Raw genomic sequence first — 19,881 nt, 5'->3', positions numbered from 1 at the left:
ACGCGACCCATCGAGCCCCAAACGGCGTCGCCGTACCTGTACCTACTCCCCGATCAGGCCGCCCGGCCGCCCCTCAGCGAGGCCCTCGCCTGCCGCACCCGGGCGACCGTGACCCGTTCCTCCCCGGCCTGCCGCGCCCCCTGCTCGGCCGTGTCGCGCAGGCGCTTCGCGACCGAGATGCGGACCAGCACGGGATCGGCCTCCAGCATCTCGTCGAGCGCCGCCTTCGCCTCGTCGTCCCAGGGCAATTCCTGGTGCAGCCGCGAAGGGGTCGCATCCACCCGATCCAGATCGGCACCGAGCGGAAGCACGCGAAACAGGGCGTCGAACAGCGCGTTGCAGACCTCTTGAACGACGTACGTGGCGCCCGCATACCCCATGAACGGCGTACCTGTGTGGCGGCGCACGATGGTCCCCGGGAACGACGCGGCGATGTACATCGCCGGCGACCCGATCTCGGCCAGGTACATCCGTTCGTTGTAGCTGCCGAACATCACCAACGGCGTCGCCTCTTGAACGAGTCGACGTACCTCGTCGTTGTCGGTCTTGACCCCGGCGCTACGCGCGACGGCGAAGCGGCAGGGCAGCCCCATCTCGTCCTCGAGAAAGTGGCGGATCCCTCGCGTATAGGTCTCCGTCGCGACGACCGCGAAGCTCGCGGTGCCGAAGAAGTCCTGCGTCGTCGAGCGCCACAGGTCCCACAACGGTTTGATCGTCGTCTGCTTCTCCTGCTCGATGAAGGGCTCCGGATCCAGGCCCAGGAGTTCACCGAGCTTCCGCAGGAACCGGGTGGTGCTGTGCAGACCGATCGGTGCCTGCAAATACGGCCGTTCCAGGATCTCGCACAGCCCGCGCCCGAACTCCCGATACATGCAGATGTTCACTGACGCATCGGCGAGGCGCGACACCTCTTCCAGATGGCTCCCCAGCGGGAAGACCAGGTTCACCTCGGCGCCGATCCCCTCGACTAGGCGCCGAATCTCGGCGGTATCGGACCAGGTGTTAAAATAACCATACATCGGACCGATGATATTGACCAATGGCCGTCGTTGCACGCCCTTTTTCGCGGTCCCGGCGGCGGCCTTCTTCGCGCCATGTTCGGTCCACAGCCACCGCAGCGCCCGATCGGCGGTCTGCCACTGGTCCTCGTCGATCGTCCGCGAGAGAAACCGCCGGATGTTGCGACCCTCCGGCGTGACGCCCCCGCCGATCATCTCGGCGATCGAGCCCGTCAGCACGACGCTGGGCAGCGCCGGATCGAGCGTCGCATGGGCGCGCTTGAGCGCCTCCTCGGTCCCGAGCCGCCCGAGTTCCTCCTCGCCGAGCCCGGTCACGACGATCGGCAGTTCGTCCGGCGACAGACCGTCCGTGTAGTGCAAGACCGACGTCACCGGCAGGTCTTCGCACCCGACCGGGCCATCGATGATCACCTGCAGGCCCTTGACCGCCGTGAACGCGTAGACCGCGCCCCAGTAACCACCGGCCCGATCGAGGTCGCGTATCAGCATCGCGCCGACCCCATCACGACATCGCGGCCCGCGGGATCGTCGCGACCGACCGCGCGGTCGCCCTCGGCGCCGGCGAAGAAGGCGTGCATCGCCTGGTAGCGGGGCCGACTCGCGATCGCCGCATTGATGACCGGCGACAGCGACCCGGCGCCGGCGACCCCCATCAGCGGCCGCGCGGAGATCAGATTCGTGAAGTAGAGCCCCGGGATCGGCATCCGCTTGGCCTTCGGGTTCCCGGCCGGGGTCACGATGGCCAGGTCCGGGCGGAATTCGTGCATCGCCGCCTCGTCGTCTTCGAGCGTGGCGCGGTATTGGATATGCACACCCCGCGCGACCAGCCACTCCCGGTCGACCTCGGACCACCTCGTGCGCGGACAGGCCGTCCCGACATAGCGGACGTCGGCGCCGCTCTCCACCAGCAGTCGCGCGACCAGCAGCTCGGACCCCTCATAACCCGACAGCGTGATGCGCCCCTTGATCGGTGCATCAGCGAGCGCCGCGCGGATCGCCGGCAGGAGCCGGGCCTTCGTCGCATCGACACGCGCTCGGGGCACCCCGCAGGCCTCACCGATCGCATCGAGCCAGGCCGCCGTGCCGTCGTGGCCAACCGGCGCCGAACCGACGACAGTGCGCCCCGCGGCCTCGAACTCGTGCACGGCCGCCCGGTAATGCGGATGGATCGCCGCCACGACCGCACAGTCCAGCGCGGCATAAAGCTCGCGCCACTCCCGCGTCGGGACCATCGGCCCCACCGCGAGCCCGAGCGGCTCCAACATCGTGCCGATACCGACCGGATCCCCCGGGAACAACTCCCCGAGCAGCGTCACCGTCGGTCGGTCGCTGACGCCTTGACGCGGCGCCTGTACCGGCCCCTGTTCGGCCTCCGCGCGCGCGTAGCCGAGCATCGCCCCAGCCAGAATGTCTTTCGCCTCGGCGTGCGTCCCGACCCCGAAGCCCGGCACCTCGATGCCGATGATCCGCACCCCGTTGACCGCCTTCGGCAGCAGCCGCAGCGGCACACCCGAGGCCGTCGGTACGCAGAGGTTCGTCACGACGATCGCGTCGTAGCGCTCGGGGTCGGCCAACTCCTCGACCGCCGCGCGCACGTCCTCGAAGAGTCGACCGGACACCAGGCTCTCGGAATCGAACGGCACATACCCGACGGTGCGCCGGGCGCCATAAAAATGCGAGGTGAACGTAAGACCGTAGACGCAGCAACCCGAGCCGACGAGGATCGTCGCGGTGCGCCGCATCCGCAGACCGACCCGCAGCGATCCGAAGGCCGGACACATCGTCTGGGGCTGATCGTGCGGTCCCGCGGCCCGATGGGACATCGACCGACCACCGTGACAGGCACCCCCTTCCGCGCCCATCCCCTGCGCACCGCTCGCGGGCGCAGGCACGCCAACCCGACCGGACTGGCCCGGGGCGGCGGCGAGTAGATGGTCTCGTGGGTTGGTCATCGTATTGCGGCTCTTCAGGCCTTCAGACGTTATCGTAGATGACTTCGAGCGACGGCTTCGCCGGCTGGGGCGCACCGCACATGTCTTCCGGTGTCGCCGGTTCCAGCGGGACCGCCCGCGCCTCGGCGTCGCCCTTGAAGAGATCGAGCAACTCCTCCTGGCCCAGCGGCCGCGGACGCATCGGCGGCGCCTCGGCGACCTGCGTCGCCAACTCCTCGAACAGCGCACCCCACTGGGTGCCCGGGGCGCCGACGATCTGGTAGCTCGCGCTGCGCCGGCGAATCCCCTCGTCGGCCGGGATGGTCGCGAGGACCGGGATCCCGGCGGCGGCTGCGAAGGCCTGCGCCTCCCCGGTGCCATCGTCCTTGTTGATCACGATCCCGGCGACGCCGACATTACCCCCCAGCCGGTGGAAGTATTCGACCGCGGAGCAGACATTGTTGGCCACATAGAGGGATTGCAGGTCGTTGGAGCCGACCACGATGACCTTCTGGCACATGTCGCGGGCGATCGGCAGACCGAAGCCGCCGCAGACCACGTCGCCGAGAAAATCGAGCAGGACATAGTCGAAGTCCCACTCGTGGAAGCCGAGCCGCTCGAGGAGCTCGAAGCCGTGGATGATGCCACGCCCACCACAGCCACGCCCGACGTCGGGCCCACCGAGCTCCATCGCGAAGACCCCGTCGCGCTTGAAGCAGATGTCCCCGACCCCGACCTCTTCGCCAGCGGCCTTCTTCTTCGCCGCCGTCTCGAGGATCGTCGGGCAGGCGCGCCCACCGAACAGCAGCGTGGTCGTGTCGCTCTTCGGGTCGCAGCCGATCAGCAGGACCTTCTTGCCGAGCTGCGCCATCGTGTAGGAGAGATTGGCCAGCGTGAAGCTCTTGCCGATGCCCCCCTTGCCGTAGATCGCGATGACTTGGGTCTGCTTGGCCGCGCCCGGCATAGAGTCCACCTTCTCGCTCGCGCGCACCGCGCGCAATGTCTCGCCACCCGTACGTCCCGTCGAGACGCTGCGCACCGCCGCCAGATTGGCCCTGGAAACGCTCACGCAACCCCCCTCCAATCCAATACCATCTTCAGGCACGTCGGATCCGTGAAGGCTGTTTGGTAGGCCGCCTCCGCCTGGGCCGCATCCTGCCGATGCGTGATCAAGCCATCAAGCGATAACCGGCCACCTTCGACCATTTCCTTGACCGCGATCAGATCCGCCTCGGCCCACTCGGCCGCCACCCGGATCCGCACCTCTTTCATGAAGGCCGGCGGGAACGCGAACGACAGGGGCTCGTCGTAGAAGCCGGCCAGCACGACCTCGCCGCCCGGGGCGAGTCGCGCGATCAGGCCATCGAGCAGCGCGGAGTCGCCGCTGACGTCGCAGATCGAGCGATAGTCCTGCCGCGGGTCGTCCTGCGGATCGACGACGCGATAGCCCTCGCCGCCGGCTGCCCGGACCGGATTGCGCTCCCAGACCGTCGGCGCCGCGGGGCATTCGGCCACGGCCAGCCGGGCGATCAGCCGCCCCAGCACACCGTGACCGACGATCAGATCCGGACCGCCCGACGTGCAGGCCGCCAGCGCGTGATGCGCCGTCGCCGCCAGGGCCAGCAGGATCCCCCGCTCGGCGAGATCGTCGCCGATCGGCACGACCCGCCCCCCAGGCACGACCAGCCGCGACGCCGCGCCGCCGAAGAGCCCCCTAATCTCGCCGAAACACCGCGCACCCGGCACGAAGACGCGCTGCCCCTCCTCGCGCCCCGACCTCGGCCCGGCCGAGACCACCCGACCGACCGATTCGTAGCCTGGCACCAACGGATAGCCCATCCCCGGAAAGTGCGGCATGCGCCCCGACCAGAGGAGGCGCTCGGTGCCGGTACTGATGCCGCTCCAGTCGATATCGACGACCACGTCCTCGTCGCCCGGGGGCGACAAATCGAGCCGCTTCAGCGTAAGACGCTCCGGCTGCTCGAGGACGACGGCAATGGCATTCATATTCACAACAGGACCGGGACCCAGAGAGGCGAACGGCTTTCCGCCATGGTTTTCACGCTGGTGTCAGTCTAGCCTGACTAGCAAGAATGTCAAGCATGTTTTACACCTAGGACCGTCAGGGCCGCGCGACAACGATCCTCGCGAGCATCGGCCGACGGGTCTTCAGGACCTCCTGGCGAGTGAAGCCCGCCTCGCGCAACAGCGAGATGATCTCCTCGGGCGTGCGCGACCGGCCGCGCCCCATCGCGAGCAGATAGAAGCCGAAATAGGCATCGCCGACCGGCTCGGCGCCACGCGTCCCGGACATGGCCTCGGCGACCAGGAGCGTCCCGTCCGCGGGCAGGGCCTCGCGGGCCGACTTGAAGATCTTGAGGACGCCACGATCGTCGTGGTCGTGGACGACCCGCACCAGCGAGATGATGTCGGCCCCGACCGGCAGCGGATCGCAGAGCATGTCGCCGCCGTGGGCCTGCGCCCGATCGGCCAGCCCGGCCTGCGCGAACCGCGCGCGCCCCCGCTCGGCGACGACCGGCAGGTCGAAGAGCATCAGGCGCAGGTTCGGCGCCCGGGCCGCCGCGGCCATCAGGAAGGTGCCCTCGCCGCCGCCGACGTCGAGCAGGCACTTGTGCTGCGCGAACGGGTAGGCGTTCAGGACATCTTCGGCGATCAGGGGCTGGGAGGCCGACATCAGGGCGCTGTAGTCGGCGAGGCGCTCGGCGGCCAGCACGTTGGTATCGCCACCGGCGGCGTAGGGCCAATAGCCGGCCATCTCGGTGTCCTTGGCCTCGCCGCGCAGCAGGGCGACCGGGTCGTGGAGGTCGGCATAGAGGATCGCGTGGTGCTCGACCATCGCGGCGATCCCCGGATTCCCGACCAGCGCCGCGCCCAGTTCACCGAGGCCGTAGTGCCCGTTGCTGCGGCGCTGCGCCAATCCCAGTGCCGCCGCGGCCCGCAGCAGACGCTCGGCCGCATCGTCGGACAGCGACATCTGCTCGGCCAACTCGGCGACGGGGCGCGGCCCGTCGACCAGCTTGTCGAACAACCGCAGGCGCACGCAGGCGAAGAGGGTCTGCGTATAGACGAACCCTGCGACCAGATCGAACAGGGCGCGCGCCCGACGACGGGCGATGCTACGCGTCAACGGGAACGCGGCGGCCCACTGCTGGAACTTCGGGCTGGCGACCAGACGGTCGCGTACGGCGAGGGCACGATCAAGCAACGACAATTGCGCTTCCAATGGGGTCTCCTGGCAAGCCGAGACGAACGGCCTTCCTGCGAAACGACTCGAAGACGATGGCGCGACCCGGTCGCCAGCCCCGGCTCACACCGCGCCGACCGGACCCAGGCGCACGCCGTTGATGCCCGAACCATCGCGCAGGCGGGTCGATCGCCTCAGGCGACGCGTCGTGAAAGCTCCTTCGGGAGGAGCCGCAAAACCTCGGCCCGGATCAGCTTGCGCAGATCCTCGGCCCCGGGACAGGGTGGGATGGCCGCGACGGCCCCGGCGACCAGTTCCTCGAGCCGCGCGACCGCACCGGCGAGGCCGAGTTCGCGCGCCGCGCTGGGGCGATCGTGGGTCTGATCCTGGCCGATCGGCTTGCCCAGGTCTTCCGCCGTGGCCGCGACATCGCGGATGTCGTCGGCGACCTGATAGGCCTCCCCGAGCCGCTCGCCGAAGGTCCGCCAGGCCTCCGGATCGGCGCCGGCGGCCGCCGCCCCGGCGGCCGTCGCGGCGGCGAACAGGGCCGCGGTCTTGGCGCGATGATAATCGGCGAGGACGATGCGCGGTTCGCACTCCCAGGCCTGCCCGGCGATGATGCCCGAGGTCATGCCGACCGAACGGCCGACGATCAGCGTCAACGGCGCCAGGCGCTCCGGGCGGGTCGCCACCTGCCGCGCCAGCGTCTCGAACGCGAGCACGATGAGGGCATCGCCGGCCAGCACCGCGAGCCGCTCGCCGAAGGCCTTGTGGACCGACGGCTTGCCGCGGCGGATCGGGGCGTCGTCGAAACAGGGCAGGTCGTCGTGGACGAGCGAGGCACAGTGGAGCAACTCGATCGCCACGGCCGCCGCGTCGGCGACGGCCGGGGCGTCGTCGCCGCAGGCCCAGGCGACGGCGAGCGCCAGCCGGGGTCGAACCCGCGCCCCGCCGGGGAAGACGGCATACCGGATGGCCGCCGCCAGACGCGGCGGACAGAGCGGCCCCTCGGCATCGGCGACAGCGGCCGTGAGGGCCTGCTCGATCCGCATCGTAGCGTCCATTCGTCTCTCCGAAGTCAATACAAGACTGTAATCGTTGGTTGTCACTGACGATGTCACGTAAGATAGACAGTCGCCAAAGTCCAGTCAATGACAGCGAGCCAAGAGGAGGACCGCGTGAACACGAAGCGCGTTACGGTTATCGGCGCCGGGGTTGGCGGGCTCGTCACCGCCATCGATCTCGCCCGGCAAGGCATGGAGGTCACCGTCGTCGAGAAGGCCAAGGGGCCGGGCGGCAAGATGCGTGAGGTCGAGGTCGCCGATACAAGAATCGACGGCGGCCCAACCCTCTTCACGATGACCTGGGTCTTCGAGGAGCTGTTCGCCGACGCCGGCGCCTCGTTCGGCGATTACCTGACCCTGCGCAAGGCCGAGGTCCTCGCCCGCCATGCCTGGGGCGCCGATCAGTGGCTCGACCTCTACGCCGACCAAGAGCGCTCCGCCGAGGCCATCGCCCGCCTCGCCGGGCCCCAGGAGGGCGAGCGCTTCCGCGCCTTCTGCGCCCATGCCCGACGGGTCTACGAGACCCTCGAGGTCCCCTACCTGCGCTCGTCGCGGCCGACCCCGCTGTCGCTCGTCTCGCGCATCGGCTTCGCGCGCCTCGGCGCCCTGTTCGAGATCAAGCCCTACACCTCGATGTGGCGGATGCTCGGGGAGTACTTCCGCGACCCGCGCCTCCTCCAGCTCTTCGGCCGCTACACGACCTATGTCGGGGCCTCCCCGCTGCTCGCGCCGGCGACCCTGATGCTGATGGCCCAGGTCGAGCAGAACGGCATCTGGCTCGTCGACGGCGGCATGTACCGAATCACCGCCGCGCTGGCACGCCTCGCCGAGGAGCGCGGCGTAACGCTGCGCTATGCGAGCGAGGCGCAACGCATCGAGGTCGCGGGCGGACGCGCCCAGGCGGTCGTGCTGGCCGACGGCGAGCGCCTGGCGGCCGACGCCGTCGTCTTCAACGGCGACGTCGCCGCCCTCGGCGCGGGCCTGCTCGGCGAGGACGCCCGGCGCGCCACCGCCCCGACACGCCCCGACGAGCGCTCGCACTCGCTGATGGCCTGGACCATCACGGCGCGCACCGAGGGCTTCCCGCTGGTGCGCCACTCCTATTTCTATTCCGACGACTACCCGGCGGAATTCCGGGACGTCTTCGACCGGCAACGGCTGCCGCAGGGGCCGACGGTCTACATCTGCGCCCAGGACCGCAACGACCACGATGGGATCGGCCCCGACGGACCCGAGCGGCTGCAATGCCTCACCTATGCCCCGGCCAACGGCGACACCCATACCTATGATGCAGCGGAGATCGAGCAATGCGAGGAACGTACATTCTCCCGCCTGGAGCACTTCGGCCTGCGGGTCCAGCGCCGACCGGAGGCCTCGGTGCTGACGACGCCGGACCAGTTCCACCGCCTCTTCCCGGGCAGCGGTGGGGCGATCTATGGCCGCGCCGCCCACGGGTCGAGGTCCTCGTTCACGCGGCCAGCCTCGCGCAGCCGGATACCGGGTCTCTACCTGGCGGGGGGGACCACACACCCGGGGCCGGGCGTACCCATGGCGGCGATCTCGGGGCGGCTCGCGGCAGCGACCCTTATCCAGGACCTCGCTTCGACGGGGCGGTCCCGCGCGACGGTTACGCTTGGTGGTACGTCGACGCGCTGAGCGACGACGGCCGCCACGGCCTGACCCTGATCGCCTTCATCGGCAGCGTCTTCTCGCCCTACTACGCCTGGGCGCGGCGCCGCGGGCGCGGCGAGCCCGAGCACTTCTGCTCGGTGAACGTCGCCCTCTACGGCGCCTCGGGCAAGCGCTGGGCGCTGACCGAACGCGGCCGCAAAGCCCTGCGGCGCACGACGAGCGAACTCGCGATCGGCCCGAGCGCACTGCGCTGGGACGGCGAGGCCCTGACCATCGACGTCGACGAGGTCACCGCCCCGATCCCGTCGCGGCTGCGCGGGCGCATCCGACTGCACCCGCGCGCCCTCGTCGACCATCCGGTCAGCCTCGACGGCAAGGGCCGCCACCACTGGCGCCCGATCGCCCCCTCCTCGCGCGTCGAGGTGACGATGGAGCAGCCCGACCTGCGCTGGAGCGGCGCCGGCTACTTCGACACCAACTGGGGCAGCGAAGCGCTCGAAGACGGCTTCGCCTGCTGGGACTGGTCGCGCGCCAGCCTCGGCGACGGGGCGGCGATCCTCTATGACGTGACGCGCCGCGACGCCGGGCGGATGTCGCTCGCGCTGCGCATCGCCGGCAACGGCGAGGTCGAGACCTTCGAACCCCCGCCGCCCGCCCCGCTGGCGACGACCTCGATCTGGCGCATCGCCCGCGCCACCCAGGCCGACACCGGTCAGCCGGCACGCGTCGTCGAGACCCTCGAGGACACGCCCTTCTACGCCCGCTCGGTCATCGCCACCCACCTCCTCGGCGAGCCGGCGACGGCCGTGCACGAGAGCCTGTCGCTCGACCGTTTCCGGCAGGGGTGGGTCCAGATGCTGCTCCCGTTCCGGATGCCGCGCCTGGCGCGCTGACGCGAGTCCGCCCTGGCCAGACCAAAACGACGAGGGGCGCCCCGATTCGATCGGGGCGCCCCTTGCCCGAGAACGCCTGCGACGGGCGGCCTGCGCCGCCGCTGACTACCGCCGATTCGCCGCCGAGGCGGCCCTCGCCGTACACTCCATGACGGCGATCGAGCGCATGTAGGCGACCCGTTCGCGGTCGCGCTCCTCGAGGCGCTGGAAGAGATCCAGGACCCAGGCCACCTGCTCGTCGAGGCTGCGCCGCGACGGGCGGATGTAGGCGCTCGGGGAGTGGGCCGGGGCCGGCGCGGCCGTGACCGCATCGACGAGGAAACGCGTCTCCGCGAGCGGCGGGACCACCTCGGCGCTGCGCACCGGCACGGCCGTCGCCATCAGAATGCGAGTCAGCAGCGAGGCCTTGCGCGTGAACGGCACCACGGCGCGGCTGGAGACCGAGTCGAGCCCCTGGCGCTCGACCTCGCGGCCGATCTCGGCGTAGAGGAAGCGCGCCGCGTGGATACCGGCCCGGCAGCTGCGCGGCAGTTGGGCGATCCCGACCCCGGCGCGCTCGTAGAGGACGTCGGCCGCTTGGAGCAGGCGCTGCACGGCCGCACCGACCGCCTCGTTGAAGACCGGGTCGGCAAGCCAGGCATCGGGGTCCAGCCCAGCCTCGCGCAGCCAGTCGAGCGGCAGGTAGATCCGCCCGTTGCGGGCATCCTCGCCGACGTCGCGGGCAATATTGGTCAACTGCATCGCCACACCCAGGTCGCAGGCGCGCGAGAGGATCTCCGCCGAGCGCCCACCCATCAGCAGCGTCATCATCGCGCCGACCGTCGCGGCGACCCGCGCCGAGTAGGCATAGACCCCCGAGAGGTCTTCGTAGCGGCGCCCCTCGGCGTCCCACTCGAAGCCCTCGATCAGGGCCTGGGGCAACTCGCGCGGGATGCCGTAGCGGCGCACCACGCCGGCGAAGGCCCGATCGGCGGGGATCGACCGCGGTCGGCCGGCGTAGATCTGCTCGAGGCGCTCGTGCAGGTCGGCGACGGCCGCGTCGCGCTCGTCGCTCAGGTCGACGGCGTCGTCGGCGACCCGGCAGAAGGCATAGAGGGCGACGGCCGCGTCGCAGACCTCCTGCGGCAGCAGAAACGAGGCCGCGTAGAAGGAACGTGACCCGTCGCGTAGCGTCGCGCGACAGGCCGCCAGGTCGGCTGAAGACGCGAAATTGCTGTCAAGCTTGGTCTCTTGCATCTGGCACCACCGTATCGAGGACGCGCGCGGAGGAGATGACGCCGGGCACCCCGGCCCCGGGGTGGGTCCCCGCACCGACGAAATAGAGTCCTTCAACATCTTCACTACGATTATGGGGGCGGAACCAGGCACTTTGCCAAAGTACCGGTTCGAGGCTGAAGGCCGCCCCGTGCATCGACAGGAGCCGGTCGCGGAAATCGAGCGGCGTGATCATCCGCGAACTGACGACCTGCCCCTCGAGCCCCGGGAGGATCGTCTCGCTCAGATGGGCCGCGATCGCGCGCCGATAGGGCTCGGCCTGCTCGCGCCAGTCGACCCCGCTCTCCATGTGCGGCACCGGCGAGAGGGCGTAGAAGGTGTCGCAGCCGGGGGGGGCGAGGGTTGGATCGGTGGCCGTCGGGCGATGCACATAGAGGCTGAAATCGGGGGCCAGGACCTTGCGCTTGAAGATATCCTCGAGGAGCTCGCGGTAGCGCGGCCCGACCAGGATCGAGTGATGCGGCACGTCCGGGTACTGACGCGCCGTCCCGAAGTACCAGACGAACAGGCTCATCGAGTAGCGCGAACGGGCTAGGCGCCGGTCCGTCCAGCGCCGGCGCACCTCCGGCGGCAGTAGCTTGCTGTAGGTCCAGGCGACGTCGGCGTTGGAGACGAAGATATCGGCCGGGATCTCCTCGCCCGAGGCGAGCCGCACCCCGCGTGCGCGCCGGCCGTCGAGGAGGATCGAGGTGACCTCCGCGTCGTAGCGGATCGTCCCGCCCTGGCCCTCGATCAGGTCGACCAGGCCCTCGGCCAGCCGCCCGGTGCCCCCCATCACGAAGTGCACCCCCCAGCGCCGCTCGAGGAAGGCGATCATGCTGTAGATCGCGGTCACGTTGAACGGATTGCCGCCGACGAACAGCGGGTGGAAGCTCAGCGCGAAGCGCAGGCGGTCGTCCTTCACATACTTGGAGACGACGCCGTAGATGCTGCGGTGGCCCTGGAGGCGCAGCAGATCTGGCGCGATCCGCACCATATCCATGACGGAGTCGAACGGTACGTGGGCGAGCTGCTCGAAGCCGATCTTGTAGGTCTCTTCGCTGACCTTCAGAAAACGCTCGTAGCCGGCGACGTCGCCTGGCGAGAAGCGTTCGATCTCGCGGCGCATCGCCTCGGCGTCGCCCGAGGTATCGAAGGTGGCACCGTCGTGGAAGCGGATGCGGTAGAAGGGCGATACCGGGCGCAGCTCGATGTCGTCGGCCAGGCGCCGGCCGCACAGCTGCCAGAGCTCCTCGAGCAGCGAGGGCATCGTGATGATGGTCGGCCCGGCATCGAAGGTGAAGCCATCCTGCCGGAAGACGTAGGCCCGCCCGCCGGGGGCGTCGAGCCGTTCAAGCACCGTCACCCGATAGCCCCGGGCACCCAGGCGCACCGCCGCGGCCAGACCGCCGAAGCCGCTCCCGATCACGACCGCGTGCGGGGCCGCCCTATCGCGACCCTTGGCGGTCGCCTGTGGCACTGCGTCTGTCAACTTTCGTTTCTCAATCTGGTGTCAAGAACATCTGACATTATAGCAGCGAGTCGCGCGACATCGGCAACCGCGCCGCCCGTCCGCCTCAGGCCGATGCCGGGTTACGGCGCGCGCGAGCCCGTCGTCCGTCGACAACCCCGTGCCGGCGCGCCTGACCCGACCTGCGCGGCCTCGCCGATCTTCGGCCGGACCGTCGGCTCGCCACCGTCGCTGGGTGGACAGTCTGCGCCCGGCGGCCGCGCGCGACAACCCCGCCCGGTCAATGCCCTGCCGTGCCCACTAGGCCGACGCGGGCGGCGATCTCGCGGATTCGCCCGGCCACCTCGATCGGGTCTTCCTCGTGGGCCAGATGGCCATAGCCTGGCAACGACACCAGCCGGGCGCGCGGCCCGAGCGCTGCGGCGATGCGTCGCGCCTCGCGCGGCGGCACGGCACGGTCGCCCGCGGCCGCGACCAGGTAGAGCTCGACGGGGAGCTGCGCCAACTCGCGCCCGAGCGCCCGCAGGTCCCAGTTGGCGAGCATCGCGACGGTCGCCGCGACGTGCCCGGGCGAGCAGACCAGGGACCGGTAACGGGCCATGCCGTCGGCATCGAGGTGCGAGCCAGTGCCCCGGACCAACCGTTCGATGGCCCCTGGCCGGGCGGCCTGGCGCGAGATCAACCAGGGGATCCAGCCGGTGCGGGCGAGGAGCTTGGCGAGGGGCGAGAAGAGGTGCGCGGCGAGGCCGCCGAAGGGCAGGAAGGCCCCATTGAGGCTGACCAGGGCGCGCGGTGCCAGACGACCATCGAGGCACATCCGGGCAAGGATCGCGGCCCCGGCCGAGTGGCCGACGACCACCGCCGGGCGCACGCCGAGGACCCCGAGCAGCCCGTCGAGGGCACGGGCCATCCCGGGCAGCGACAGCCGATAGGCGGGTGCCGGGCCACTGAAGCCGTGGCCGGGCAGGTCCATCGCCACGAGCGAGAAGTGCTCGGCGAGGTGGGGCATCAGCCCGCCCCAGGAGTGCGTCGAGGCGGCCGTGCCGTGGACCAGCACCAGGGTCGGGCCGGTCCCCATCCGCTGGACGTGCCAGCGCAGCCCGGCGGCCGAGACGAAGCGGCTGTGCTCGCGATTCGGCCAATCGCCGCCGTCGCGCCCCCAGACCAGCCGGCCCGTCACGGCCTCACCGCGGCGAGCCGCCGATCATCCCCATTTCAGCCCTGCCCGGCCGCCTGGACCGCGCGCGAGACGACGCTGGCATCGGCATACGGCAGCGGCAGATAGGTCGCGCCCATCTCGCCGGCCAGTTGCGCGGCCTTCTCTTGCGGGCGCGGCGAGGTATCGACGAGCAGGGCCGTCAACTCGGCGGCGCGCACGAGGCGGGCCGAGACCATCGCCTCCTCCTCGGCCCGCGCCCGCCCGCCAGTGCCGTCGCGGGCGATGTTGGCGCGCCCGTCGGTCAACAGGACCAGGACCGGCGTGCCACCGCGCCGACGCACGCCGTCGGCCAGGGCAACCGCCGCATCGAGCCCGGCGGCGAGCGGCGTGCCGCCCCCGCCGGGCAGCCCCGCGAGGCTGCGCTTGGCCCGCACCAGCGAGCGGGTCGGCGGCAGCAGGAGTTCGGCCTCGCGGCCGCGAAAGGCGATCAGTGCCACCCGGTCGCGACGCACATAGCAGTCGGCGAGCAGCAACTCGATGGCCCCCTTGGCCTCGGCGAGCCGATGCAGGGCGGAAGAGCCGGAGGCATCGACGACGAAGATGGTCGTCGTCTCCGAGCGCTGCTTGTAGCGGGTGATGCGAAAGTCCTCGGCACGCACCTCCACGCGCGGCCGACCCTCGCGGCCCTCGGCCTGCGACTCGGCGCGGCGCAGCCGCTGCCAGGGGGCCGCCGCACGCAGCGTCTCGACGACATTCATCCGCGCCCCGGCCCGCGGCTCGCCGCGGCGCACCCCGGCCGGGCGGCCGCGCAGAGACCCCTGCTGGATCATCCCGGCCTTGCCGCTGGAGCGCGAGCGCCCGCGGCTGCGCCCGGCCATCGCGAGCTGAGCCAGCAGGTGCGCCGGCATCGCCGCCTTGGCCGCCTCGAGGACCAGATCCGTCAGGGTCTGCTCGTCGATCGTCGTCTCCTCTTCGGACTGCTCCTCATTGGACGGCGGCTCGTCCTCGGGCGGCGGCGGCGAGTCCTCGGGCACCTCCTGATCCGGCGGCGGCTCGGCCATCGGCAGGACGGTCGCCCGCGGCGCGAGCACCAGACGACCGGCGACCGCGAGGTCGGCGTCCGTCACCTCGTCGCGACCGGCCAGTGCCGCAGCGGCCCGCGCGACCCGCAGCCCGTGCAGCGAGGCGCGCAGGGAGCCGATGCCCAGGGCCACCGCGGCCGCGCAGAGCGACTCGATCGCGGCCTCGCCGGCCTGCACCTGCGCCAGCCGAGCGCGCGCCGCGACTACGTCGTCGGCATCGAAGAGGGACCCGACCGCCTCGCGCGGGGCGATCTCGGTCAGATCGAGCGGGATCGCGAGGCGGTCGAGCAGCGCCGTCGGCAGGCGCTCGTCGTCGGCAACGCCCTCGTCGAGGGCGACGACGCCGAAGCGCGCCGGCGTGCGCAACGCCAACCCGTCGCGCTCGAGCACCACCTCGCCGACATCCAGGGCCGCGGTCAGACGCGCCGCCGTCGTCGGCGAGACGCGCTCGGCCATCGCCAGGACCACGACACCGCCATCGGCCTCGACGAGCAGGCCGCGCTCGGCGACGGGCCGCCCCGAGCGCAACGTGGCCGCCAGGTCGAGCCCACCAAGCAGGCGCCCGTCCGTGACATGCAGGGGGATACGCCGCAGGGCCGTCCCCTCGGACAGCAGTTCCTGGAGCAGCTCGAGCCAACGCTCGCGCACCGGCCCGGCCAGCGCACGCAGCGCGACACCGCCGAGCCCGATCGGGTCGATCGCGAGGAGGGTCGCCGCCAGGGCCGCGTCGTCCCAGCGCGAGACCTCGGGAGCTCCGCCGCTCATGCCCCGAAGAGCTCCTCCACGGCCCGTTCGACTCGCGTCGTCGAGCCGGCGTCATCGAGTGGATTGCGACGCAGCCGGTGGCGCAGCGCCGGCGCGGCGATGCGCTTCAAGTGGGTATCGCCGACCGAGTCGTCACCCTCCAGGGCCGCCAGTGCGCGGGCGGCGCGGATCAGCGTCAACTCGCCGCGCAGGCCGTCGGTGCCCAGCGCCATGCAGAGCTGCGCGGCACGCTCGAGTGTCGGATCGGGCACGGTGACATCGCGCAGGTTGGCCTTCGCCGACTCGAGCTGGCGGCGGATCTTGCCATCCTTGCGCTTCCACTTGGCGACGAAGGCCTCCGGATCGCGCTCGAACTCGTCGCGCCGGCGCACGACCGTCATGCGGGTCTCAAGATCCTCCGGGGTCTTCACTTCGACCGACAGGCCGAAGCGGTCGAGCAGCTGCGGGCGCAGCTCGCCCTCCTCCGGGTTGCCGCTGCCGACGAGGACGAAGCGCGCCGGGTGGCGGACACTGAGCCCCTCGCGCTCGACGACGTTCTGCCCCGAGGCGGCCACGTCGAGCAGCGCGTCGACCAGATGGTCCTCGAGGAGGTTGGCCTCGTCGATGTAGAGGAAGCCCCGGTGTGCACGCGCCAACAGGCCGGGCTCGAAGGCCTTCTCGCCGCGCGTCAGGGCGCTCTCGAGGTCGAGCGCGCCGATGACGCGGTCCTCGGTCGCCCCGAGCGGCAGATCGACGACGGGCACGGGCGTCTGATGGCTCTTCAGAGACGCCTTAGTGGCCCGCGCGTCGCGACAGGCCGCGCACAGGCCGCTGTCGGGCGCCTCGGGGTCGCAGTTGTACGCGCAGCCGACGACCGCGCGCATCTTCGGCAGCAGCGCGGCCAGCGCGCGGATCGCCGTGGACTTGCCGGTGCCGCGATCGCCGAAGACCAGGACGCCACCGACCGATGGATCGACCGCCGCGATCAGGATCGACATCTTCATCTCGTCCTGACCGACGATCGCCGAGAAGGGAAATACGACGGACATAGTCAAACCATATAGTGTTTAGAGACGCCGCGGCTCGTCACCGCGGGCGACCGGCGCACCCACCGCCGGCCTCGCCGTGGCCATCCTCGGCGACGCGCAACCGCCCGCGCCGAGTCCGGCGCGCGACACGCAGGCCGTTCATCGCCCGCCCAGATCGCTCGTTGTATGAATGCCGGCGACGACCCGAGTCGACACCGCACCAATCGCCCGACCCTATCGGGTCGCTCCGGTCGCGGGGCCCCTGCCTCGACGACCCGCACGGGACACTAGCCGCGCGCCGAACCCCGGTCAAGTTGGAGATCGCACGACAGGGCGTGGGCGCCCGCCGCCAGGCGGCGCCTGATCCCCGCGTTCGCCGAGCGGGCACCGCTCGGCCACCAGACGCTCGATCCCATCGCCGTCGTCGCCCGTCTCTGCCGGGGGATCGACCGACTCCTCGGCGTCGGCGCGCAGCGCCCACTTCCAGAGGGCCGAGTCGGCCAGCGGTAGGACCAGAAACCAGTGCTCGAGGATGCCGAGCGCGAGCAGCGTCGCGATCAGCGTCAACGAGACCGCCGAGAAATCGGACACCCCGGTCGACAGCGCCCGCTCCATCAACAGCGCGACGACGACCGTGGCGACCGTCACCGAGAGCGGGAAGAGAAGATTGATCGGCTTCTTCTTGATGAAACTGACCAGCAACCGCAGGTGCTCGGGCAGCCAGTCCTCGTTGAGGTTCGGCACCCCGAAGAAGAGATTGAGCTTCGCGCTCCAGCGCATCCACCAGAGCACCAGATAGGTCCAGGTGCCCACCTGATTGGGCTGCCCCCAGGTCAACCAGACGATCAGCGCGGCCAAGCCGACGACGACCAGTTCATGGTAGAGGCTGACCTGGACGGCGAGGGTGAAGCGTTGCCAGTTGCTCGAGCCGACCGGACAGGGGTGTTTGTGCGGACCGGTGATCCACCCCATGAAGTAGGTCATCTCCAGCCAGCCCCAGATGAGCACCGCGTAGGTGAACGCGAGGTAGGCGTCGCCGACCTCGGCCGACGCGCTGTGCCCGACGAGGGCGCTGAGCGAGAAGACGAGCAGGAGCGTCGCGCCGAGCAGGCTCCATCGGTAGGTGCGACGCGGCAACCGATTGAGGTAGAGCACCACCCCGGTGCTCAACCACCACACCAGCAGCGCATAGAGGACCGCCAGACCGTACAGTGCCATCGAACGGGATCGGTTCAGCGCGGCCGGCGGCCGGCGACGAGGAACGGGGCCCCGGCGTCGCGCGGGGCGCGCACGGGCCCGGTCGGGGCGGACGAGGACGCGGGCCGGCGACGCGGCGCACGGGCCGCGCCGCCGCACGGGCAGGCGGTCATCAGCGATGCCTCGCCCACGTCAGGGCCTTTCCGATTCCTGCAGGAGCCGCAGGAAGGGCTTGACGTTCTCTGTGCCGAAGGCCCACACGTTGTCGAGCTTGTTGCCGGTGACCAGGTCCCTGAAGGTGACCCGCCCATCGGCGAGTTGCATCAGCCGATAGGGCTCGTCGGGCGCCACGCCGACCTTCTCTCGGTCTCGGCCGTACTTCTCCAGCAGCTGCTGGAGGAACTTGTCGTGCCCCGGCAACAGGGTATCGATGCGCTCGCCGGTGGTGGCGTCGTAGACCCCCACGGAGCCATCCTCTTGCATCACGAAGCGCACGTCCAGGCTCGCGACCACGGGCGCCGACGGTTCCTGGGCCGCCGCCCGATCCTCGGGCGTGATGCGCTCCGAGGTCGAGACGATGAAGACGGCCAGACCGATCAGGCCGGCGAGAATCATGAAGAAGGCGATCGGCGGCCCCCTGCGTACCCTCTTCTCCTGTTCTTTCTCTTGCTCGCTCACGATGTCCCCTCGGTCACTGACCGGCATTCGTCGCCGGCATGGCACGCGTCTCTTTCTCGGCCACCGCCGCGCCATCCTCCTTGCCCTTGGCCGCCTCGTCCTCATCGAGCGAGGTCTTCAGGGCGTTGGCCAGGATCTCGGCGACCTCGGCGGCCTTCGGCACCCCACGCAGCATCGGCTGGACGGGCGTGAAGCGCCAGGGACGGACATGGGGCCAGAGCGCCACGTAGGAAACCCGTTGGCCGGCCGGGGCGAGCGTCAACCAGATATCGCCGTTGCCCTTGCGGTAGGTCCTGAGGTCCGCCGACGTGATGGTCTTGAATGGGATGTTGACGTTGATCGAGAAGACGATACCGATGCGCATCACGACCCGTCGCGTCGTGATCGTATAGACGGACACATAGCTGGTGAGCCAACCCATCCCCGCCAGGAAACCGACCGGGGCGAGACTGAGCATGATGACCGGCAGGGCCGCCTGGATCGCCTCATCGACCGGCATACCGGAGAACAGCGAGACGCCGATCCGCCAGAAGAAGAGCAAGGCGAAATAGATGGCCATCTTCCTGGCCTGAAACACGCGGACGGCCAGTGCGCCCCAATGGGGCGCACCTTGCCAGAGGACCTCCTCCCCCTTGGGGAGGAGCTCCGGGAGACCGCGCACAGGCTCGGTCTCGAAGTCACTCATATAAAGACCGCCTTGCGCCGCGACGGCGTGGCGTAGAGCTGACCGCAGGCGTAGTAGGCGCTGATGCGATCCTCTTCGCGCAGCGTGACCTGATCGGGGTTCGCGGTGCCCGGCACATTGGCGAACTGCGAGCCGAGGATCGAGCTGACGATGACGCGACGCTTCTCGCCCTTGCCCTTGATGCGCAGCATCGGGGTCGGCAGCAGCACCCGGCGACCACCGGCCACCTCGACCTCCAGGTAGCGGGTCTGCGGCTCGGAACGGTCGACCCACACGTCGGTCACGGTACCGCCCTGCTCGCCGTCGGCACCCACCACCGGCAGGCCGCGCGGATCGGGATCGCGCGCCGGGATCGAGAACTCGGTGGCCACGCGCATCGGCACGATCTTCGGCTCACCCTCGAGCGTCAGGTCCGGCACCTCCTCGCGCATCGCCGAGGAGCCCGGGCCGACACCGGCCAGCATCGGGTCGCCGATCGGCTCCTGCGGGGAGCCGAAGGCCGAAGCGATCGGGGTGGCGTTGACCACCTCCGGCTCCGCGCGCACGCGCGGGGTCGTCACCGTGCCGGCCCCGTGGGGCAGCAGGTAGGTCTTCGGCTTGGGCATGGGCGGGAAGCCCCGGATCACCCGGCCGTTGCTGTGCACCAGCGGATAGCCCTCGCGCTTGTCCTCGCGACGCAGGTAGAAGACCAGGCTCAGGAAAAAGAGCGTGAAGGTCTTCAGTATGATGATGGCAACGTCGGCATGAGTGGTGAAATCACCAACATAATCCATAACATGTTCCCCCTAGGTTAGAAATTGGACTAGCCTGGGAATTCGGCCAGACCAAGCTTCGACGAC

At 70.3% G+C, this 19,881-nt stretch carries 17 protein-coding genes; 2 read left to right on the top strand and 15 right to left on the bottom strand.

The genetic code is table 11. From position 1 onward, the window contains the following. Window positions 1–53: 53 nt before the first annotated feature. The 6 genes from bchZ to CKO41_RS13610 all read right to left on the bottom strand — a co-directional run bounded on the left by bchZ (window position 54) and on the right by CKO41_RS13610 (window position 7,219). Window positions 54–1,508, bottom strand: coding sequence for a chlorophyllide a reductase subunit Z (gene bchZ, locus CKO41_RS13635; RefSeq protein ID WP_200251007.1), 1,455 nt, complete (start codon window positions 1,506–1,508; stop codon window positions 54–56). Then, complete coding sequence (gene bchY, locus CKO41_RS13630; protein ID WP_242464328.1) at window positions 1,502–2,842, bottom strand: chlorophyllide a reductase subunit Y; 1,341 nt, start codon at window positions 2,840–2,842, stop codon at window positions 1,502–1,504. The genes bchZ and bchY overlap by 7 nt, the downstream gene beginning before the upstream one ends. A 151-nt stretch (window positions 2,843–2,993) precedes the next feature. Continuing rightward, window positions 2,994–3,914 carry a chlorophyllide a reductase iron protein subunit X gene (locus CKO41_RS13625; protein ID WP_200382708.1) on the bottom strand — a complete coding sequence of 307 codons (921 nt, stop codon included), beginning with the start codon at window positions 3,912–3,914 and terminating at the stop codon, window positions 2,994–2,996. A 101-nt stretch (window positions 3,915–4,015) separates the two neighbouring features. Continuing rightward, window positions 4,016–4,957, bottom strand: a complete 942-nt coding sequence (gene bchC, locus CKO41_RS13620; protein ID WP_200382702.1) for a chlorophyll synthesis pathway protein BchC — start codon at window positions 4,955–4,957, stop codon at window positions 4,016–4,018. A gap of 115 nt (window positions 4,958–5,072) precedes the next feature. After that, window positions 5,073–6,194, bottom strand: coding sequence for a methyltransferase (locus CKO41_RS13615; protein WP_200382701.1), 1,122 nt, complete (start codon window positions 6,192–6,194; stop codon window positions 5,073–5,075). Window positions 6,195–6,349: 155 nt separating this feature from the next. Next, entirely contained in the window at window positions 6,350–7,219 is an 870-nt protein-coding gene (locus CKO41_RS13610) for a polyprenyl synthetase family protein (protein ID WP_200250996.1), read from the bottom strand. 114 nt (window positions 7,220–7,333) lie between these two features. Here CKO41_RS13610 and crtD point away from each other — a divergent pair, with 114 nt between their 5' ends. Both crtD and CKO41_RS13600 read left to right on the top strand, forming a co-directional pair. Beyond that, window positions 7,334–8,875 carry a 1-hydroxycarotenoid 3,4-desaturase CrtD gene (gene crtD / locus CKO41_RS13605; RefSeq protein ID WP_200382699.1) on the top strand — a complete coding sequence of 514 codons (1,542 nt, stop codon included), beginning with the start codon at window positions 7,334–7,336 and terminating at the stop codon, window positions 8,873–8,875. Continuing rightward, entirely contained in the window at window positions 8,872–9,744 is an 873-nt protein-coding gene (locus CKO41_RS13600) for a carotenoid 1,2-hydratase family protein (protein ID WP_200251052.1), read from the top strand. The genes crtD and CKO41_RS13600 overlap by 4 nt, the downstream gene beginning before the upstream one ends. Window positions 9,745–9,849: 105 nt before the next feature. On the opposite strand, the gene CKO41_RS13595 is transcribed toward CKO41_RS13600, so the two are convergent. The 9 genes from CKO41_RS13595 to puhA form a co-directional block, all read right to left on the bottom strand. Beyond that, window positions 9,850–10,980, bottom strand: a complete 1,131-nt coding sequence (locus tag CKO41_RS13595; RefSeq protein WP_200250994.1) for a phytoene/squalene synthase family protein — start codon at window positions 10,978–10,980, stop codon at window positions 9,850–9,852. After that, the gene (locus tag CKO41_RS13590) at window positions 10,961–12,490 is read right to left on the bottom strand and encodes a phytoene desaturase (protein WP_200382698.1); all 1,530 of its coding nucleotides are present in this window, start codon (window positions 12,488–12,490) and stop codon (window positions 10,961–10,963) included. The genes CKO41_RS13595 and CKO41_RS13590 overlap by 20 nt, the downstream gene beginning before the upstream one ends. Window positions 12,491–12,749: 259 nt before the next feature. Further along, a complete protein-coding gene (gene bchO / locus CKO41_RS13585; protein ID WP_200382697.1) occupies window positions 12,750–13,649 on the bottom strand; it encodes an alpha/beta fold hydrolase BchO in 900 nt (299 codons plus the stop codon). A gap of 35 nt (window positions 13,650–13,684) precedes the next feature. Further along, window positions 13,685–15,475, bottom strand: coding sequence for a magnesium chelatase subunit D (locus CKO41_RS13580; protein WP_200382696.1), 1,791 nt, complete (start codon window positions 15,473–15,475; stop codon window positions 13,685–13,687). Continuing rightward, window positions 15,472–16,503, bottom strand: a complete 1,032-nt coding sequence (gene bchI, locus CKO41_RS13575) for a magnesium chelatase ATPase subunit I (protein ID WP_200382695.1) — start codon at window positions 16,501–16,503, stop codon at window positions 15,472–15,474. The genes CKO41_RS13580 and bchI overlap by 4 nt, the downstream gene beginning before the upstream one ends. A gap of 288 nt (window positions 16,504–16,791) precedes the next feature. Then, a complete protein-coding gene (puhE, locus tag CKO41_RS13570; RefSeq protein ID WP_242464327.1) occupies window positions 16,792–17,700 on the bottom strand; it encodes a putative photosynthetic complex assembly protein PuhE in 909 nt (302 codons plus the stop codon). A gap of 171 nt (window positions 17,701–17,871) precedes the next feature. Beyond that, window positions 17,872–18,357 carry a photosynthetic complex assembly protein PuhC gene (puhC, locus tag CKO41_RS13565; protein WP_200253025.1) on the bottom strand — a complete coding sequence of 162 codons (486 nt, stop codon included), beginning with the start codon at window positions 18,355–18,357 and terminating at the stop codon, window positions 17,872–17,874. A gap of 13 nt (window positions 18,358–18,370) precedes the next feature. Then, the gene (gene puhB / locus CKO41_RS13560; RefSeq protein WP_200382694.1) at window positions 18,371–19,042 is read right to left on the bottom strand and encodes a photosynthetic complex putative assembly protein PuhB; all 672 of its coding nucleotides are present in this window, start codon (window positions 19,040–19,042) and stop codon (window positions 18,371–18,373) included. After that, entirely contained in the window at window positions 19,039–19,815 is a 777-nt protein-coding gene (puhA, locus tag CKO41_RS13555) for a photosynthetic reaction center subunit H (protein WP_200382693.1), read from the bottom strand. Before puhA ends, puhB begins: the two co-directional genes overlap by 4 nt. Between the last annotated feature and the right edge of the window lie 66 nt (window positions 19,816–19,881).

Origin of the sequence: Thiococcus pfennigii, from assembly GCF_016583835.1 — a bacterium.
GTDB classification, from domain to species: Bacteria; Pseudomonadota; Gammaproteobacteria; order Chromatiales; family Chromatiaceae; genus Thiococcus; species Thiococcus pfennigii.
The sequence above is the reverse complement of the archived record's forward strand: the minus strand, read 5'-3'. Positions and strand labels throughout refer to the sequence as shown.

Coding starts and splice junctions, on each gene's coding strand:
- CKO41_RS13610 (WP_200250996.1), bottom strand. CDS start 7,219: ATGGACGCTACGATGCGGATCGAGCAGGCCCTCACGGCCGCTGTCGCC.
- bchI (WP_200382695.1), bottom strand. CDS start 16,503: ATGTCCGTCGTATTTCCCTTCTCGGCGATCGTCGGTCAGGACGAGATG.
- puhA (WP_200382693.1), bottom strand. CDS start 19,815: ATGGATTATGTTGGTGATTTCACCACTCATGCCGACGTTGCCATCATC.
- bchC (WP_200382702.1), bottom strand. CDS start 4,957: ATGAATGCCATTGCCGTCGTCCTCGAGCAGCCGGAGCGTCTTACGCTG.
- bchZ (WP_200251007.1), bottom strand. CDS start 1,508: ATGCTGATACGCGACCTCGATCGGGCCGGTGGTTACTGGGGCGCGGTC.
- puhE (WP_242464327.1), bottom strand. CDS start 17,700: ATGGCACTGTACGGTCTGGCGGTCCTCTATGCGCTGCTGGTGTGGTGG.
- CKO41_RS13625 (WP_200382708.1), bottom strand. CDS start 3,914: ATGCCGGGCGCGGCCAAGCAGACCCAAGTCATCGCGATCTACGGCAAG.
- bchY (WP_242464328.1), bottom strand. CDS start 2,842: ATGTCCCATCGGGCCGCGGGACCGCACGATCAGCCCCAGACGATGTGT.
- puhB (WP_200382694.1), bottom strand. CDS start 19,042: ATGAGTGACTTCGAGACCGAGCCTGTGCGCGGTCTCCCGGAGCTCCTC.
- CKO41_RS13595 (WP_200250994.1), bottom strand. CDS start 10,980: ATGCAAGAGACCAAGCTTGACAGCAATTTCGCGTCTTCAGCCGACCTG.
- CKO41_RS13580 (WP_200382696.1), bottom strand. CDS start 15,475: ATGAGCGGCGGAGCTCCCGAGGTCTCGCGCTGGGACGACGCGGCCCTG.